Consider the following 16,148-nt stretch of genomic DNA (forward strand, 5'->3'; position numbering starts at 1 on the left):
CCGTCTGGCCGGGGGTGATTGAGACCAATGATCCGAGGGCTGGTGCGGCAGCAGCGGTAGCCGAAGCCGGAGCCGGAGCCGAAGCCGAGGCCGAGGCCGAGGCCGAGGCCGAGGCTGAAGCCGTCCCCGTCCCCGTCCCCGTCCCCGTATCCTTACCCAGTGCAGGCAATGATGTCGGCATCGGCATCGGCATCGGCATCGGCATCGGCATCGGCATCGGCATCGGCATCGGCATCCGGCGCCAGCTGAACCACACCATCACCGCCACCGGAACGCCCAGGCCCACCCAGGACCACACGTCCCCCCAGTGGTCCGACACCAACGCCGTGAACAGGCCGCTGGCGGTCAACAGACCCAGCAGCAGCGGCCAGCCCCAGAGCCGGCGGAATTCCGATGAGATCATCGACGGGAACTTCTCAAATGAAAGTAGTTCTCATCTTAGCCGCTGATCCTGATCGGGTGCAGGCCGCAGGCGTCATTGACCGCAGAGGCAGGCGTCATTGACCGCAGAAGCACGCGTCATTGACCGCAGAAGCACGCGTCCCTGACCGCAGAAGCAGGCCATTGACCGCTAGAGGAGGCGTGATCGCCCGCACAGCCCGTCAGGCCGCCTCTTCTGCTTCCCGCGCCAGATACTGGTGAATGCTCGCCACCACCTGCGCGCCTTCGCCAATGGCGCCGCCCACCCGCTTTACCGAGCCAGAGCGGACATCCCCCACCGCAAACACGCCGGGCACACTGGACTCCAGCAATGACCGCTCGTACCCGGGGAGCGCGCACTCACATGCCTTGCCGGTGACGATGAACCCGGCCTTGTCCAGTTCCAGCCCGCACTCCACCACGCAGCCGGTTTCCGGCTCGGCGCCGATGAAGAGGAACAGGTGCTGCGTTTCCATCCGACGCTCCCGCCCATCCCGGCGGTCGCGCCAGGTGACCGCCTCCAGGCTGTCGCCACCTTCCAGCCGGCTCACTTCCTGATGAGGGATCAGCTCGATATTGGGCGCGCTCTTGATCCGGTCGATCAGATAGCGGGACATCGTCTCCGCCAGTCCCGGACCCCGCACCAGGATGATCACCTTGGCCGCATGATTGGCCAGGAACACCGCCGCCTGACCGGCTGAATTGCCGCCGCCGACCAGCACCACCGTCTTGCGGCTGCATACCCGGGCCTCAATCGGCGAGGCCCAGTAGAAGACCCCGCGGCCCTCAAAGCGCTGCAGTTCGTCAATCGCCGGACGCCGATACCGCGCTCCGGTGGCAATCACCGCCGTGCGGGCCCGCACGATGCGCCCGTCTTCGAGCGTCAGGCGCAATTCCCGCTGCTCGTTCTCCCGATGGCAGCTCATCTTGTTCACCTTCGCCGGGATCAGCATGTCCGCGCCGAATTTCTGGGCCTGGACATAGGCGCGTCCGGCCAGCGCCTGGCCGGTGATGCCGGTCGGGAAGCCGAGGTAGTTCTCGATGCGCGAGCTGGCGCCCGCCTGGCCGCCGTAGGCCCTGCAGTCCATCACCAGCACCGACAGGCCTTCCGACGCGGCATACACCGCGGCCGACAGCCCGCCCGGCCCGGCGCCGATGATCGCCACATCAAACAGGTCAGGCCGCTCCCGGGAATCGACCATGCCGAAGCAGCGCGCCACCTCATCGTCGGTGGGATCGACCAGCACCGCGCCATCGGGACAGAGCACCACCAGCTCCGCACCCTGCTGCATGGACTGATCGGCAATGGTGCGGGCGTCGGCGTTGTCCTTGGGATCCAGCACCTGATGCGGAAAGCCATTGCGCTCCAGGAAACTCCGCAGCCGCATGACTGGGCCCGCCCCGGGCCGGCCGATGAGCGTCGCGCCACTGGCGCCCGCCTCGATCAGGCCGACACGCCGCAGGATGAAGGCCCGTGTCAGCCGCTCGCCCAGATCCGCCTCGGCGATCAGCAGCGCCCGCAGCTGCGGCGGGGAGACCTCGATGGCCTCGACGTCGCCCTGCGCCTGTGCATCCACCAGCGCGGGCCGGCCGCTGAGCTGCCCGACCTCGCCCATGAACTGCCCGGCGCCATGGGTGACGATGGGCGTGCTGTGGCCCAGGCTGTCCCGCTGGCTGATGACGACTTCGCCGCTGAGCACCAGCAGCATGCCCACGCCTTCGTCGCCGGTGCGCACGACCCATTCGCCGGCGCTGTAACGCCGCAGCTGACCAAAGCGGGCCACGCGCGCCATGTCCACCATGCCCAGCGTGGGGAACATCTGGTCGCGCCGATTGTCCAAGTGATTGGGCTGAGCCATCCATACCTCCTGCTCCCACCCTAACCGAGCCGCGAGGCGACAGCAAGCGCCGAACGGGGGAGGCGGTGCTGTGCCTGAATGATCGATGCTGCGCAGGTGGGGCCTCGCACGCAGGATGTCTCAACCAGGCGTCACGACGCAGGCGCGCATGCCAAACTCAGGCACGCTGAACGCTGGGAGGATACGCCGATGCTTCCCTTGGCGTTCCCCCGTTCTTCTCAGTCTTCCCCGTTTTCCCCAGGAGTCTTGAATGGATCTGCCCTCCCACCAGCTCACCATGACGGTGCTGATGACGCCCGACATGGCCAATTTCTCAGGGAATGTCCACGGCGGCACCATCCTCAAGCTGCTGGACCAGGCGGCCTATGCCTGCGCGAGCCGTTACGCGGGCCGGTATGTGGTGACGCTGTCGGTGGATCAGGTGATGTTTCGTCAGCCCATCCATGTCGGAGAACTGGTGAGCTTTCTGGCCTCGGTCAACTACACCGGCACCTCGTCCATGGAGATCGGCATCAAGGTCGTGACCGAGAACATCCGCGAGCAGGCGGTGCGGCATGCCAACAGCTGCTTCTTCACCATGGTCGCGGTGGATGACGATGGCCGTCCGGTGGCCGTGCCGCCGCTGCAGCCGGGCACCGCCGATGAGAAGCGCCGCTTTGAGGCCGCGAAGGAACGCAAGAAGCTGCGGATGGAACTGCAGCAGCGGCAGGATCAGCTGCGCAGCTCCGTGCTCTGATCGTAAGGCGCAAAACCGCAGGCCCGTAGAACCGCGATGTCAGCGCAGGTGGGCCGGATCGAGGTACTGCTGGCGGAAGGTTTCGAAGTCCATCGTGTCCGCCGCTTCGATCTCAGCCTGCTTCTCCAACGATTGACGCACCGACGTCTCGAAGCGCTCCATCAGCCCCGGCGGTGTCGGCTGGTCCAGCACCGTCTGGCGCGCCCACTCCGACTGACGGGCGATGAAGCCCAGATGCGACGAACCATGCTCCGCCTGCATCTGTGCCAGCACACGGGCCGAAGGCAGTTGGTCGAAATCAGCCCAGCGCTGACGCGCCTGGCCCAGCGCCTCGCGATAGAGCGAGCCGCCGAATTCCGCATCCAGCCGATCGGCGATCGGACCGAAAGCTTCCAGCAGTTCCTGTCCCCAGTCGCGCAGGGTGACGCTGCGCTCGCCGCGCTCCAGCAGCAGGCCCGGTTCACGGCCGGCCGATGCGGTGCGCTGCTGGTTGCGCGCCAGCGCGGCCAGCTCGGTCGGCGTGTCGCCCGGGCTGTCGGTCAGCCAGCAGTGCAGCAGGAAGATGTCCAGGAAGCGCATGGTGCCGGCGGCGATGCCCACCGGCTCGAACGGGTCCAGGTCCATGCAGCGGACCTCCACATATTCCACGCCGCGCTCACGCAGCGCATGCAGCGGTCGCTCGCCGGAGCGGATGGTGCGCTTCGGGCGGATGGTGCCGTAGAACTCGTTTTCGATCTGCAGCAGCGTGGTGGAGAGCTGGTTGTATTCACCGCCTGGATTGAGGATGCCGACCTTCTCATAGGCCGGATACGGCCGGGTCAGCGCTTCCTGCAGCGAAGCCGCATAACCGTCCAGGTTGTTGTAGCTGACCGAGAGGGTGGACTGCGCGTCACTTTGATACCCCAGCCGGCCCATGCGCAGCGAAGTGGCATAGGGCAGGTGCAGCGCGCCGTCGCCTTCGCTGCCCAGCGGCTGCAGGCCATGATCGCGTCCGGCCACAAAGCTGCCGCACAGCGCGGGCGACGCCCCGAACAGCGTCAGCAGCAGGAACGAGTGGCGACGGAAATTGCGGATCAGCCCGAAGTACTCTTCGTTTCCCAACCCCGGCAGCGACCAGTTGTAGTGGATGCCGGAGATGGTCTGCATCCGCCGGCCGTACCGGTGGCCCAGCCCCATCCGGTACACGCTCTTGGCGCGACCGATGTTGGAGGAGCCATACCGGCCCAGCGGAATGGTTTCGTCGGCGGGCAGCAGGCAGGGCATGCTGGACGACCACATCAGCTCGTCCCCCAGGCTGCGGTAGACCGCCTGATGGATCTCGGTGAGCTGCTGCACGCAGTCCTGCGCGCTGGGATGCACGCCGGTGATCAGTTCCAGCTGCGACTCGCTGAAGTCGGTGGTCACCGTTTCATGGGTCAGCGCGGATCCCAGGGCCGCAGGATGGGGCGTGAGCGCCAGGCTGCCCATGCCGGGCAGCGCGCGCAGGCTTTCCTTCTCGACACCGCGGCGCATTCCCGCCAGCCGTGCCGGATCCAGGGCCTTCCATCGCTGCAACCAATCGCTCAAAACCCGCTCCTTATTCGTCGTGGGCGCGCAAGTTAACAGAAGTAAGCGAAACCCGCTTGACGCGGATTAATGCCGGATGTGCTACGCCCCCTGCATCTGGGTGGGCCTGGCGAAGGGAATGGATCGGTGACTGGGTCGTTGAGTGGGTCGTTGAGTGGATCGGTGACGGGACGGATGGAGGGCGCCGCTCAGTCCTGCGTGGGCCGCAGCGCCGGCGCATGGGGGCCGACATCCAGCGCCGCCCAGCCCTTCAGGCCGATGCGCCGCAGCGTTTCGATGTTGGCTTCGTAGATGGCGTCGGTGTCCGGCATGCTGTCCATCGCCTTCTCGATGCTGTCCTCGCGCAGCAGGTGCAGCGTCGGGTAGGGCGACCGGTTGCTGTAGTTGTCCACATCGTCCGGTTCGGTGCCTTCGAACTGGTAGTCCGGGTGGAAGCTGGCCACCTGCAGGAGGCCGTCGAGTTCCAGGTCGTCCACCAGCGCATCGGCGGCGCCGAGGAAGTCGTTGTAGTCCAGGAAGTCGTTCAGCACCAGCGGGTGCACCAGCAGCGTCGTCTCGGTCTCTTCCGGATCAGCGCGGCGCAGGGCCAGCAGCTCGCGGGCGAGATCCTGCAGCAGCGCCTCGGGCGTGTCGGCCTCGCTCACCACGATGCGCAGGCGCTGGTTCACCTCGACGCTCTTGGCAAAGGGGCAGAGGTTGAGTCCGATCACGGCACGTTGCACCCAGCGGTGCGTGTCGTCTCGGACGGTGGTGATCTGGTCGTCGGTCATCGGGCTTGCTTGAACCAGGCATCCACCAGACGGACCCACATGGAGCCGCCCAGCGGAATCAGGTCGTCATTGAAATCGTAGCTGGGGTTGTGCAGCATGCAGGGTCCCAGGCCATGGCCGCCTTCGCGGTGGCTGCCGTCGCCGTTGCCGATCAGGAAGTAGCAGCCCGGCACCTTCTGCAGGTAGTAGCTGAAGTCTTCCGCGCCCATGGTGGGCTCGAACTCCTGGACATTGGCGGCCCCCACCATCTCGGTCACCACCTGCCGGGCAAAGTCGGTCTCGTTCGGATGGTTGATGGTGGGCGGATAGTTGCGGTGGAAGTGGAAGTCGCAACTCACCTCGAAGGCCTGGCCGGTGGCTTCGGTGATGGTGCGCATGCGCTGCTCGATCAGGTCCAGCGTCTCCAGGGTGAAGGTGCGCACCGTGCCCTGCAGCTCGCAGCGCTCCGGAATGACGTTGGTGGCCTCGCCGGCATGGATCATCGTGACCGAGATCACCCCGGCGTCGATCGGACGCTTGTTGCGGGTGATGATGGTCTGGAAGGCCTGCACCAGGTGGGTGGCGACGATCACCGGGTCATTGCCCAGATGCGGCATGGCGCCGTGGGCGCCCTTGCCCTGGATGGTGATCTTGAATTCGTTGCTGGACGCAAAGACCGGGCCGGTCTTGAGGGCGAACTGCCCGGCGGCCATGCCCGGCCAGTTGTGGACGCCGAACATGGCGTCCATCGGGAACTTTTCAAACAGCCCGTCCTTGATCATTTCCCGGGCACCACCGCCGCCTTCTTCGGCAGGCTGGAAGACCAGATACACCGTGCCCTCGAAATCCCGGTGCTGCGCCAGATGCTTGGCGGCGGAGAGCAGCATCGCCGTATGGCCGTCATGGCCGCAGGCATGCATCTTCCCGGGGTGCTTGCTGGCGTGGGGGAAGGTGTTGTGCTCGGTGATGGGGAGCGCGTCGATGTCGGCGCGCAGGCCGAGCGTGCGGGGGCCGTCACGGCCCTTCAGGATGCCCACCACCCCGGTCTTGCCCAGACCGCGGTGCACGGGAATGCCCCAGTCGGTGAGGGTCTTGGCGATCAGGTCCGACGTCCGGTCCTCATGGAAGCATAGTTCCGGATGGGCGTGGAGGTCGCGCCGCAGGGCGGCGATGGCCGGTGCGTCGGCCAGAATGGGTTCGATCAGCTTCATAGCGGCACTCCAGGCAAGTCCAGGCGCTGCTTCAGCGCAGCGCCTGCTTCTCAACCCAGTGTACTGCCGTGAGGCGGGGTCAGCGCTTGACGCGGCCGTCCGAGGTCAGCATGGACAGTTCCACAAAGCTGGAACCGATGTGCTTGTTCGGACGGAAGCCGACATTGAAGCCGCCGACGTTGTAGGCCGACATGCCTTCCAGGGCGGCCACCAGACCCTCGCGAGTCGGACGCGCCATGCGGCGGATGGCTTCGCTGATCACCTTGGCGGCGATGTAGCCTTCCATGGCGGTGTAGTTGAACTTCTGGCCGGCCTTGGTGGCGGCGGCCTGGTATTCACCCACCACGCCGATGCCGCTGCCGAAGGGATAGGGCATGACCTGGCTCACCACCACACCCATGGCCTCGGGGCCCAGCTCGTCCAGCAGCGCCTGCGTGCCGACGAAGGACACGTTGTAGAACACACCGCCGTAGCCGGCCTTGCGGGCCGCACGGATGAAGGCTGCGCAGGCCTTGTAGGCGCCCACCATCACGATGGCTTCCGGGGGCGAACCGGTCTGCACCAGTTCCTTGACCGCCTTGGCCACGTCCACGCTGTTGCGTTCCACCGTCGAGATGCCCACCGGCTGGATGCCCAGCGGCTTCATCGCGCGGGTCACGCCGTCCAGACCGGCCTTGCCGTAGGCGTCGTTCTGGTGGAAGACGGAGATGCGCATCAGGCCCAGATGGGTCAGCTGCTTCACGATCAGGGCGGTCTCGTCGTAATACGAGGCGCGGATGTGGAACACCCAGGGGCTCATTGGATCCCGCAGGGACTCGGCACCGGTCAGCGGGGCAAAGAAGGGGATCTTGGCCTGGTTCACCAGCGGCAGGGCCGCCAGCGACGTGGGCGTACCCACGTAGCCGAACAGCGCAAAGACGTCGTCGGCAATCAGCTTTTCGGTGTTGGCCTTGCAACGCTCCGGCTCGTAGCCGTCATCCATCGAGCGCAGTTCGATGGTGGTGCCGTTGATGCCGCCGGCGGCATTCTGGGCGTCGAAGAACAGACGGGCACCTGCCTGCATCTGCAGGCCCAGCTGGGCGGACGGGCCGCTCAGCGGTGCGGACTGGCCCAGCACGAGGCGCTTGCGGTCCTGCGCCATGACAGGGGCGCTGAACGGAACAGTGGCCAGCGCGCCGAGGGCGCTGAGCGAGGCGATGACTTGGCGACGAAGCAAGGGTGACTCCCGGATTTGGCTGTGGCAGACCTGTCAGGCGAAACAACAGACCGGGCGACAGGGCCGACTTTTGTGGTCGACGGTATTGTCCGGAAAAGAGGCTGACAAAGAAGGCCTTAATTGGCACGAGCTTAGCTGCTTGTGAAGAGCGCGTTCGGTAAGAAAACGAAAGCGGCTGGCGCCTGTGCAATAGTTGACGCATGAGCGCCGCAGTTCCAGATATTTCCGTGAGCCCCACGCGACAGCCCTCCGCTCCTCCTTTGGAGCCTACCGTGAGCGGGGACCCCCTGCACTCCGCACAAGCGCGGGTGGTGAATGGGGCCTGTCCGCATGACTGTCCCGACACCTGCGCCTTGCGGGTGACAGTTGACAATGGCCGGGTGGTCAAAGTGCAGGGCCAGCCCGAGCATCCCAGCACCCACGGCGCCTTGTGCACCAAGGTGTCCCGGTATCCGGAGCGCACCTATCACCCGGACCGGGTGCTGCATCCGATGAAGCGGGTCAGCGCCAAACACGACACACCCCGTTTCGAGCGAATCACCTGGCAACAGGCGCTGGCGGAGATCGGCGGCCGCTTGCAGGCGATTGCGGCGCGGGACCCGCAGGCCATCCTGCCCTACAGCTATGCCGGGACGATGGGTGTGCTGCAGGGGGAGGGCATGGCGGCGCGGTTTTTCCATCGCCTGGGCGCTTCCCGGCTGGACCGCACCATCTGCGCTTCGGCGGGTGGCGCAGGCCTGGCCGCCACCTATGGGCACAAGGTGGGCATGCACCTGCGGTTCTTCGCGGAGTCGCGGCTGATCCTGCTGTGGGGCAGCAATTCCATCGCCTCCAACCTGCATTTCTGGACCTTTGCCAACCAGGCCAAACGGCAGGGCGCCAAGCTCATCTGCATCGACCCGCGCAAGACGGAAACGGCCGACAAATGCCATCAGCATCTGGCCCTGCTGCCCGGCACGGACGGCGCGCTGGCGCTGGGTCTGATCCATGAGCTGATCGCCAACGACTGGCTGGATGCGGACTACATCGAGCGCCATGTGGACGGCTGGGACGAACTGCGCGAGCGGGCGCGGGCCTGGACGCCGGAACGCACCGCCGCCGAATGCGGGCTGACCGCCGATGAAGTGCGCGGCTTGGCCCGCGACTACGGCACGACGGCGCAGGCGGCCATCCGGCTGAACTACGGCATGCAGCGGGTGCGCGGCGGCGGCAATGCAGTGCGGCTGATTGCGATGCTGCCGTGCCTGACGGGCGCCTGGCGCCATCGCGCGGGTGGGCTGCTGCTGTCCTCTTCCGGCTGGTATGCGCCGCTGCGCAATCCCGCGCTGGAGCGGGCCGACCTGCGGGGCGGCCGACCCAGCCGGGTGATCAACATGAGCACCATCGGTGACGACCTGCTGCGCGAAAGCGCCCCCGACTTCGGGCCGCGCATCGAAGCGCTGATCGTCTACAACAGCAATCCGGTGGCGGTGGCGCCGGAGTCGCCGAAGGTGGTGGCAGGTTTTCAGCGCAGTGACCTGCTCACGGTGGTGCTGGAGCATTTCATGACCGACACCGCCGATCTGGCCGACTACGTGCTGCCCGCCACCACGCAGCTGGAGCATCTGGACATCCACACCAGCTACGGCCACACCGATGTGCTGATCAACGAACCGGCAGTGCCGCCGCTGGGGGAAGCCCGGTCCAACACCCAGATCTTCCGGGACCTGGCGACCGCCATGGGCCTGGACGATCCGGCTCTGCAGGAAGATGACGAGACGCTGTTGCGTCAGGCCTTTGGGCCCGCGGTGGACCTGCAGGCGCTGCGCGCCCGCGGCTGGGTGTCGCTGCCGCTGCCGGACGCGCCGTTTGCCGACGGCAGCTTTCCGTCGGCCAGCGGGCGGGCCAGTGCCATCGGCGCGGACTATGTGCCCAACTACGAAAGCCGCAGCAGCACACCGGCACTGGCGGCGCGATATCCGCTGGCGATGATCTCGCCGCCGGCGCGCAACTTCCTCAACAGCAGCTTCGTCAACGTGACCAGCCTGCGGGACATCGAAGGCGAGCAGCTGCTGGAGATGCATGCCACCGATGCTGCCGCCCGGGGCCTGGCGGACGGCCAGACGGTGCGCGTCTTCAACGACCGCGGCGAGTACCGCTGCCGGCTGGTGGTCTCGACGCGTGCGCGTCCCGGCGTGGTGAACGGGCTGGGCATCTGGTGGCGCAAGCTAGGCCTGGACGGGCGCAACGTGAATGAAGTGACGCATCAGCAGCTGACCGACCTCGGCGCGGCGCCCTGTTTCTACGATTGCCTGGTGGAGGTGGCTGCCGCGTGACTGCAACCTTCGCTCATTTCATTGGCGCTGCGATTGGGGCCTGTCGTGCGGTGGGGCGTGCGGTCCGTCAAGCGGCCGGCCGCGCCGCAGGTCGCTGGGCGTCGTTCCAGCAGGCCCGATCGGCCCTGAGCCACCGGCGCGCAGGGCGAATCCTGCTGTCTCTGGGCCTGCTGGGCGGCGGGCTGACCCTGCTCGGCGGTTGTGCGCAGTGGGGCTACTACCAGCAGTCGATCTCCGGTCACCTGGCCCTGGTGCGCGCGGCCAGGCCGGTGACGGAGGTGCTGGCCCAGCCGGACCTGGACCCGACGCTGCGCCAGCAGCTGACGCTCTCGCAGTCCCTGCGCGACTACGCCATCACCGAGCTGCATCTGCCCGACAACAGCAGCTACCGGCGGTATGCCGACCTGCATCGGGGCGCGGCCGTCTGGAATGTGGTGGCCACGCCGCCGCTGAGCCTGCAGCTCACCACCTGGTGTTATCCGATCATGGGATGCGCCGGCTACCGCGGCTACTTCAAGCGGGAGGACGCCCTGGCGCTGGCCACGCAGCTGAAGCAGGAGGGGCTGGAGCCCTATGTCTATGGGGTGCCGGCCTATTCGTCGCTGGGCTGGAGCAACTGGATCGGCGGCGATCCGCTGCTCAACACCTTCATCCAGTATCCCGAGGGGCAACTGGCGCGGATGATCTTCCATGAGCTGGCGCATCAGGTGGCCTATGCAGACGACGACACCACCTTCAACGAAAGCTTCGCCACCGCCGTCGAGCAGCTGGGCGTGGCCCGCTGGCTGCGCGACCGTCCGGAGGCATTGAAGGCCGATGAAACGTCACGCCAGCGGCAGGACCAGGTGCAGGCGCTGCTGCGCACCAGCCGGGACCGGCTGCGCACCCTGTTCCAGAGCACCGCCAGCGACGATGAAAAGCGGGCAGGCAAGGCCGACGTCTTTGCCCACCTGCGGCAGGACTATGAAACCCTCAAGCGGGATCAGTGGGGCGGGGATGACCGCTTCGACCGCTGGTTCCTGTCGCTCAACACCCCGGCGCTCGCCATCCAGGGCAGCTACACCGATCTGGTGCCGGACTTCGTGCGCCTGTTCGAGCGGCAGGGGAGGGATTGGGACCGGTTCTATGCCGACGTGAAACGGCTGGCCCGGCTGCCCAAGGACGAACGGCGGGCGCAGCTCGCGGCGGGCGGATGATCGGCCACTGCGGAGGGGGCTCCGCACGGATACGCCGGGCGTCAGCGCTTGGCCGGTTTGGCGGGTTTGGCGCTCCTGGCACTCTTGGCGGCTATGTCCGCCTTGCCGGCTTGGGCGGTCTTTGCGGCCTGGCCTTTGTCGGCTGCGCCATCGACGGCCTTCGCCTTGCCACGCTGGCCGCCCGCGCCCAGTTGCGACGCCAGCGCATCCAGCTTGCTGGTGGTCTTCACCTTGGTTTTGGTGACCGCGCCGGCTTCCTTGGCCAGCAGCGCGTCGAGCACCCGCGCGACTTCGGTCTCGATCTGCTTGCGGAAGGCGCTCAGCAGAAAGCCCAGCCGCACCTGCAGCTCGAAGCTGTCGCCGCCCACTTCCAGGCTGCCATTCACCCCATCCCGCACGAAGGTGACGGTGTCGCTGTCGTCGCCCTCGTGGATGGTGCAGTCCATCCCGTACCGCTCTTCGAGCTCTTCCGCCCACGACAGCGCAATCGCGCGGGCGCGGGTGAGCCCGAAGGCATGGGCGCGATGGATCTGGATGTCAGCCATGGAAGCAATTACTTCAGGCTTTCGATCAGGTCGATGTACTGCTGCATCGCCTCGTCCTGGGTGGTGCCTTCCAGGCCCTTCCAGGCGTCGTACTTCGCACGGTTGACCATGTCGGTGAAGCCGGGGCGCTCGCCTTCGACATCGCCCACGCTGGCCTGCTTGAAGAGGGCATACATCTTCAGCAGCGTCATGTTGTCCGGACGTTCGGGCAACTGCTTGGATTCCGCCACGGCGGCGTCGAACTGTTCTTTCAGGCTCATGGTGTCTCCCAGAATGTGGAGGATCGCTTCATTCAAGACAATGAGGCGCCTGCAGTCAATGTTAACCACCTGGACACGCTTCCCCGCCTGGGGCGTGCTCTCTACTTGATGAAGAACCGCCCGGATCCCGCCACCGATGCCAAGGCTCGCGCGGTCCCGCCGGCCCTGTCGGGGGAGCCGATGGCCGCGATGGATGCGGCCTGGCTGCGCCTGGACACGCCCACCAGCCGCATGGTGATCGTCAGCCTCCTGATGCTGCGGCCGTCCATCACCCTGGATGCGCTGCGGGGCCGGGTGCGGGAGCGGCTGCTGAAGCATGACCGCTTCCGGCAGCGGGTGGTGGATCAGGCGCCCGGACCTCGCTGGGAGGAAGACCCCCACTTCGATCTGGACCACCACGTGCTGCGGGAGACGCTGCCGCGGCGGCGGGCGCAGAGTCTGGAAGCCGCATTGAAGGCGCGTGTGGCGGCGCTGGCGGAGCAGGGGCTGGATCCGGCGCATCCGCTGTGGGCGATGCATCTGGTGGAAGCGTATGACGGCGGCAGTGCCTTGATCGTGCGGGTGCACCACTGCATTGCGGATGGGCTGGCGCTGATCGCAGTCATTCTGTCGATCACGGATGGCGGGCCATTGCCCGGCGCGACGCGTGTCTCGACTGGATCTGGCGCGGCCGCTTCGTCCGGGGCGGCCCTCGCCGCGGGCGGAGGAAGTGCCGACACCGACGGCTGGACCGATGCCTTCCTCAAGCCAATCAATGACTGGACGGTGCGTGCGCTGCAGCAGCGGGCGGCGCAGGCTTCGAGCTCGCCCTCTGCGTCTGCCGCCTTCCCCGCTGCCTCTGCAGCCCCTGCCCCTGCCTCTGCCTCGGCCTCCGCTGACGTTCCTGCCAAGCGCAAGGGTGGCAAGGCCACCCGTCCCCTCAGCGACGACGGTTCCGCCGAAGCGGCTGGCTTCCTCAGCGCCCAGATGGCCACCGACATCGCCGCCCTGGCCGTCGTGGAGGACGACTCCCCCACACGGCTCAAAGGCCGCCCCGGCCGCGCCAAGCGCGTCGCCTGGGGATCAGGCGTGCCGCTGGATGCGGTGCAGGCGGTCGGCAAGTCTTTGGGTGTTTCGGTCAACGATGTGCTGATGAGCTGTGTGGCCGGCGCCATCGGCGCCTATCTGCGCGCCCATGGCGACGACACTCGTGGTCAGGAGATCCGCGCGATGGTGCCGGTGAACCTGCGTCCGATGGAGGACGCCTGGCAGCTGGGCAATCGTTTCGGCGTGGTGCCGCTGGTGCTGCCCATTGGGCTGAGCAATCCGGTACAGCGGCTCTATGCGGTCCACAGTCGCATGAAGACGCTGAAGTCCAGCCTGCAGCCGGTGCTGGCCTTCGGCCTGATGGCCGCGGCCGGCCTGCTGCGCCCCGAGCAGCAGCGACTGCTCAACGACTTCCAGCGCAAGGCCACCGCGGTGATGACTAACGTGCCGGGTCCGTCCGCGCCACTGCAGTTCTGTGGCTCGCAGGTGGATCGGGTGATGTTCTGGGTGCCGCAATCGGGCGATGTCGGCGTGGGGGTGAGCCTGTTGACCTATGCCGGCCAGGTGCAGTTCGGCTTGCTCACCGATGCGGGTCTGTGCCCCGACCCTCAGGCGATCGTGGATGCCTTCGAGCCCGAGTTCCAGCGCTTGCTGACCTTGGCGTTGATGCTTCCGTGGGAAGCGGGCGCCTGACGGCAGCTGCGGGCAGTGGCGGCGCCAGGCGCCTGCGTTCTGAATCGCGATGTCCCGGCTCACCATGCAGGGGGGCTGTCCATGCCCCGGATGGAGTAGGGCGTGGACTGGCTAGCGCGGGACGCGCAGGGCCGCGTGGCTCTGAATAATCCTTGAACCGCCTTCGAGCTCGTTGGCCGGTATTCCGACAACAGGCAACTCAAGGAGTCTTCAGGTGTCCACACCTTCCCCGTTGAACGCCGCGGACCTTTCGCGCCGCGACCTTCTGTTGAGTGGCGCAGGCCTGGCGGCGTCCCTGGCGTTGCCGGGCGCAGCCTTTGCCGCTGCCGCAGCCCCCTCTGCATCCAAGTCTCACCCCCAACATCCGCAAGGAGAGCATTCCATGACCAGCAGCTTCGTCACCACCAAGGACGGCGTCCAGATCTTCTACAAGGACTGGGGCGACAAGTCGGCCCAGCCCGTGGTCTTCTCCCACGGCTGGCCGCTGAGCTCGGACGACTGGGACACCCAGATGCTGTACTTCCTCCAGAAGGGATTCCGCGTCATCGCCCATGACCGCCGCGGTCATGGCCGTTCCAGCCAGGTGGCGACCGGCCACGACATGGATCACTACGCCGACGACCTGGCCGCAGTGACCGAACATCTGGACCTCAAGCGCGCCATCCACGTGGGCCATTCCACCGGCGGCGGCGAAGTGGCGCACTACATCGCCCGTCATGGCAGCAAGCGAGTGGCCAAGGCCGTGCTGATCGGCGCCGTGCCTCCGATCATGGTCAAGACCGCCGCCTATCCGGGCGGCCTGCCGATGGACGTGTTTGACGGCATCCGCGCCGGCATCGCCGCGAACCGCTCGCAGTTCTACAAGGACCTGACCATCCCCTTCTACGGTTTCAACCGTCCGGGTGCCAAGGTCTCCGAAGCCATCCGTGACCACTGGTGGCTGCAGGGCATGGCCGGCTCCATCGTGGCCCACTACGAAGGCGTCAAGGCGTTCTCCGAGACGGACTTCACCGAAGACCTGAAGAAGATCGACGTGCCCACGCTGATCCTGCACGGCGACGACGACCAGATCGTGCCGATCGCCAACTCGGCGCTGCTGTCGGCCAAGCTGGTCAAGGGCTCGACCCTGAAGGTCTATCCGGGCCTGCCGCACGGCATGTGCTCGACCCATCCGGAAGTGATCAACCCGGACCTGCTGGCCTTCTTCAAGGCTTGATCCTGGCAGTCTCCGCCCCGGCTCCGGCCGGGGCCGTGGCTGAGTCTTTGATCCGTGTTTGACCGCCGCATCGTCCTCCCGGGCGCTGCGGCGTTTTTTCGTCCGGATGCGGCGCCGTTTTCCCGCGCCGCGCAGGCCGAGCCGTCGCACGGGCCCCGCGTCGCCAACCGGACGTGACCGGCCCCGGTCTGGCGCTAGCATCGTCCGCATCAGACGCAGAAGATGGAGACCCGCATGGCCTGTTTCACACTCACCGAAGACGCGGGCGTGGCCCATCTGGTGATGGACCGCCCCCACGAGATGAACACCATGTCGCCGCAGATGTGGCGCGAACTGGAAGCACTGCTGGATCAGCTTCACCGCAGCACCTCGGTGCGGGCGCTGGTGATCTCGTCCACCGGGCGTCATTTCAGTGCGGGCATGTCGCTGGACGTGTTCAAGAGCGGCGCGGTGAAGCTGGACGATCGCACCGCTGAAGGCCGGGCCTCGATCGTGGACCTGCTGGCGGACATGCAGCAGGTCTTCAACCGCCTCGATGACCTGCGGGTGCCGACGATCGCGGCCATTCATGGCGGCTGCATCGGGGGCGCGGTGGACATGGTGGCCGCCTGCGACATCCGCATGGCCAGCAGCGACGCCTTCTTCTGCATCCAGGAAATCAACATCGGCATGACGGCCGACCTGGGCACACTGCAGCGTCTGCCCAAGCTGATGCCGCTAGGCGTGGTCAAGGAACTGGCCTATACCGGCCGACGCATGCCGGCCGCTCGGGCGCTGGCAGTGGGCCTCGTCAACGAGGTGCTGGACACGCAGGACGCCTGCGTGGAGGCGGCACTGGCCTGCGCGCGGGAGATCGCCCAGAAGCCACCGGTGGCCGTGTGGGGCAGCAAGCAGGCCCTGCATTACGCGCGGGATCACAGCGTCAAGGACAGCCTGCAGCAAATGGGCTGGCTCCAGGCGGCGATCTGGCAGAACGGCAACCTGATGGAAGCCTTTGCGGCGGCTCAGGCGAAACGGCCGCCCGTCTTTGCAGATCTGGCGCCGTTGAAGTTCTTCCGCGAAGGGTGAACCAGGCAAAACGCCGCCAGGCTGGCGGCGTTTCGATGGGACCGGCGCCCTTCAGCGGCAGGTCGGCAACAG

At 66.7% G+C, this 16,148-nt stretch carries 14 protein-coding genes; 7 read left to right on the forward strand and 7 right to left on the reverse strand.

What is annotated here, in order from left to right; all coding sequences use genetic code 11:
* The first annotated feature begins 14 nt into the window (after positions 1-14).
* The gene (locus FHS28_RS14960; RefSeq protein ID WP_184294949.1) at positions 15-449 is read left to right on the forward strand and encodes a hypothetical protein; all 435 of its coding nucleotides are present in this window, start codon (positions 15-17) and stop codon (positions 447-449) included.
* Between the two features lie 153 nt (positions 450-602).
* Here the strand turns inward: FHS28_RS14960 and FHS28_RS14965 are convergent, their stop codons facing one another.
* Positions 603-2,279 (reverse strand): FAD-dependent oxidoreductase, encoded by a 1,677-nt coding sequence (locus FHS28_RS14965; RefSeq protein ID WP_088451857.1) that lies wholly within the window; start codon positions 2,277-2,279, stop codon positions 603-605.
* A gap of 250 nt (positions 2,280-2,529) precedes the next feature.
* Here FHS28_RS14965 and FHS28_RS14970 point away from each other — a divergent pair, with 250 nt between their 5' ends.
* On the forward strand, positions 2,530-3,015 hold the full coding sequence (locus FHS28_RS14970) for an acyl-CoA thioesterase (protein WP_088451859.1): 486 nt from the start codon (positions 2,530-2,532) through the stop codon (positions 3,013-3,015).
* A gap of 39 nt (positions 3,016-3,054) precedes the next feature.
* Here FHS28_RS14970 and gshA read toward each other — a convergent pair whose 3' ends face one another.
* The 4 genes from gshA to FHS28_RS14990 all read right to left on the reverse strand — a co-directional run bounded on the left by gshA (position 3,055) and on the right by FHS28_RS14990 (position 7,757).
* Positions 3,055-4,527, reverse strand: a complete 1,473-nt coding sequence (gshA, locus tag FHS28_RS14975; RefSeq protein ID WP_246410202.1) for a glutamate--cysteine ligase — start codon at positions 4,525-4,527, stop codon at positions 3,055-3,057.
* 242 nt (positions 4,528-4,769) lie between these two features.
* Positions 4,770-5,351, reverse strand: coding sequence for a DUF1415 domain-containing protein (locus tag FHS28_RS14980; RefSeq protein ID WP_088451863.1), 582 nt, complete (start codon positions 5,349-5,351; stop codon positions 4,770-4,772).
* Positions 5,348-6,541, reverse strand: coding sequence for a M20 aminoacylase family protein (locus FHS28_RS14985; RefSeq protein WP_088451865.1), 1,194 nt, complete (start codon positions 6,539-6,541; stop codon positions 5,348-5,350). The genes FHS28_RS14980 and FHS28_RS14985 overlap by 4 nt, the downstream gene beginning before the upstream one ends.
* Before the next feature lie 79 nt (positions 6,542-6,620).
* Positions 6,621-7,757, reverse strand: coding sequence for an ABC transporter substrate-binding protein (locus FHS28_RS14990; RefSeq protein ID WP_246410141.1), 1,137 nt, complete (start codon positions 7,755-7,757; stop codon positions 6,621-6,623).
* Between the two features lie 200 nt (positions 7,758-7,957).
* Between FHS28_RS14990 and FHS28_RS14995 the strand changes: the two genes are divergently transcribed.
* Positions 7,958-10,072 (forward strand): molybdopterin-containing oxidoreductase family protein, encoded by a 2,115-nt coding sequence (locus tag FHS28_RS14995; RefSeq protein ID WP_088451869.1) that lies wholly within the window; start codon positions 7,958-7,960, stop codon positions 10,070-10,072.
* A complete protein-coding gene (locus FHS28_RS15000) occupies positions 10,069-11,268 on the forward strand; it encodes an aminopeptidase (RefSeq protein ID WP_310736797.1) in 1,200 nt (399 codons plus the stop codon). The genes FHS28_RS14995 and FHS28_RS15000 overlap by 4 nt, the downstream gene beginning before the upstream one ends.
* Positions 11,269-11,309: 41 nt before the next feature.
* On the opposite strand, the gene FHS28_RS15005 is transcribed toward FHS28_RS15000, so the two are convergent.
* Positions 11,310-11,813 (reverse strand): polyhydroxyalkanoic acid system family protein, encoded by a 504-nt coding sequence (locus tag FHS28_RS15005; protein ID WP_088451871.1) that lies wholly within the window; start codon positions 11,811-11,813, stop codon positions 11,310-11,312.
* Between the two features lie 8 nt (positions 11,814-11,821).
* A complete protein-coding gene (locus FHS28_RS15010; protein WP_088451873.1) occupies positions 11,822-12,073 on the reverse strand; it encodes an acyl-CoA-binding protein in 252 nt (83 codons plus the stop codon).
* A gap of 108 nt (positions 12,074-12,181) precedes the next feature.
* Between FHS28_RS15010 and FHS28_RS15015 the strand changes: the two genes are divergently transcribed.
* The 3 genes from FHS28_RS15015 (at position 12,182) to FHS28_RS15025 (ending at position 16,076) form a co-directional block, all read left to right on the forward strand.
* Complete coding sequence (locus FHS28_RS15015) at positions 12,182-13,792, forward strand: WS/DGAT domain-containing protein (RefSeq protein WP_246410144.1); 1,611 nt, start codon at positions 12,182-12,184, stop codon at positions 13,790-13,792.
* A gap of 382 nt (positions 13,793-14,174) precedes the next feature.
* Positions 14,175-15,008, forward strand: coding sequence for an alpha/beta fold hydrolase (locus FHS28_RS15020; RefSeq protein ID WP_221193990.1), 834 nt, complete (start codon positions 14,175-14,177; stop codon positions 15,006-15,008).
* A 234-nt stretch (positions 15,009-15,242) separates the two neighbouring features.
* A complete protein-coding gene (locus FHS28_RS15025) occupies positions 15,243-16,076 on the forward strand; it encodes an enoyl-CoA hydratase-related protein (RefSeq protein WP_375140757.1) in 834 nt (277 codons plus the stop codon).
* The last annotated feature ends 72 nt before the right edge of the window (positions 16,077-16,148 follow it).

Origin of the sequence: Roseateles terrae (assembly GCF_014192155.1) — a bacterium.
In the GTDB taxonomy this organism is placed as follows: domain Bacteria; phylum Pseudomonadota; class Gammaproteobacteria; order Burkholderiales; family Burkholderiaceae_C; genus Roseateles; species Roseateles terrae.

Bases quoted from the DNA above. Each gene is read 5' to 3' on its own strand.
- FHS28_RS14965 (WP_088451857.1), bottom strand. From the start codon at position 2,279: ATGGCTCAGCCCAATCACTTGGACAATCGGCGCGACCAGATGTTCCCC.
- FHS28_RS14970 (WP_088451859.1), top strand. From the start codon at position 2,530: ATGGATCTGCCCTCCCACCAGCTCACCATGACGGTGCTGATGACGCCC.
- gshA (WP_246410202.1), bottom strand. From the start codon at position 4,527: ATGCGCCGCGGTGTCGAGAAGGAAAGCCTGCGCGCGCTGCCCGGCATG.
- FHS28_RS14980 (WP_088451863.1), bottom strand. From the start codon at position 5,351: ATGACCGACGACCAGATCACCACCGTCCGAGACGACACGCACCGCTGG.
- FHS28_RS14985 (WP_088451865.1), bottom strand. From the start codon at position 6,541: ATGAAGCTGATCGAACCCATTCTGGCCGACGCACCGGCCATCGCCGCC.
- FHS28_RS14995 (WP_088451869.1), top strand. From the start codon at position 7,958: ATGAGCGCCGCAGTTCCAGATATTTCCGTGAGCCCCACGCGACAGCCC.
- FHS28_RS15005 (WP_088451871.1), bottom strand. From the start codon at position 11,813: ATGGCTGACATCCAGATCCATCGCGCCCATGCCTTCGGGCTCACCCGC.
- FHS28_RS15010 (WP_088451873.1), bottom strand. From the start codon at position 12,073: ATGAGCCTGAAAGAACAGTTCGACGCCGCCGTGGCGGAATCCAAGCAG.
- FHS28_RS15015 (WP_246410144.1), top strand. From the start codon at position 12,182: ATGAAGAACCGCCCGGATCCCGCCACCGATGCCAAGGCTCGCGCGGTC.
- FHS28_RS15020 (WP_221193990.1), top strand. From the start codon at position 14,175: ATGACCAGCAGCTTCGTCACCACCAAGGACGGCGTCCAGATCTTCTAC.
- FHS28_RS15025 (WP_375140757.1), top strand. From the start codon at position 15,243: ATGGCCTGTTTCACACTCACCGAAGACGCGGGCGTGGCCCATCTGGTG.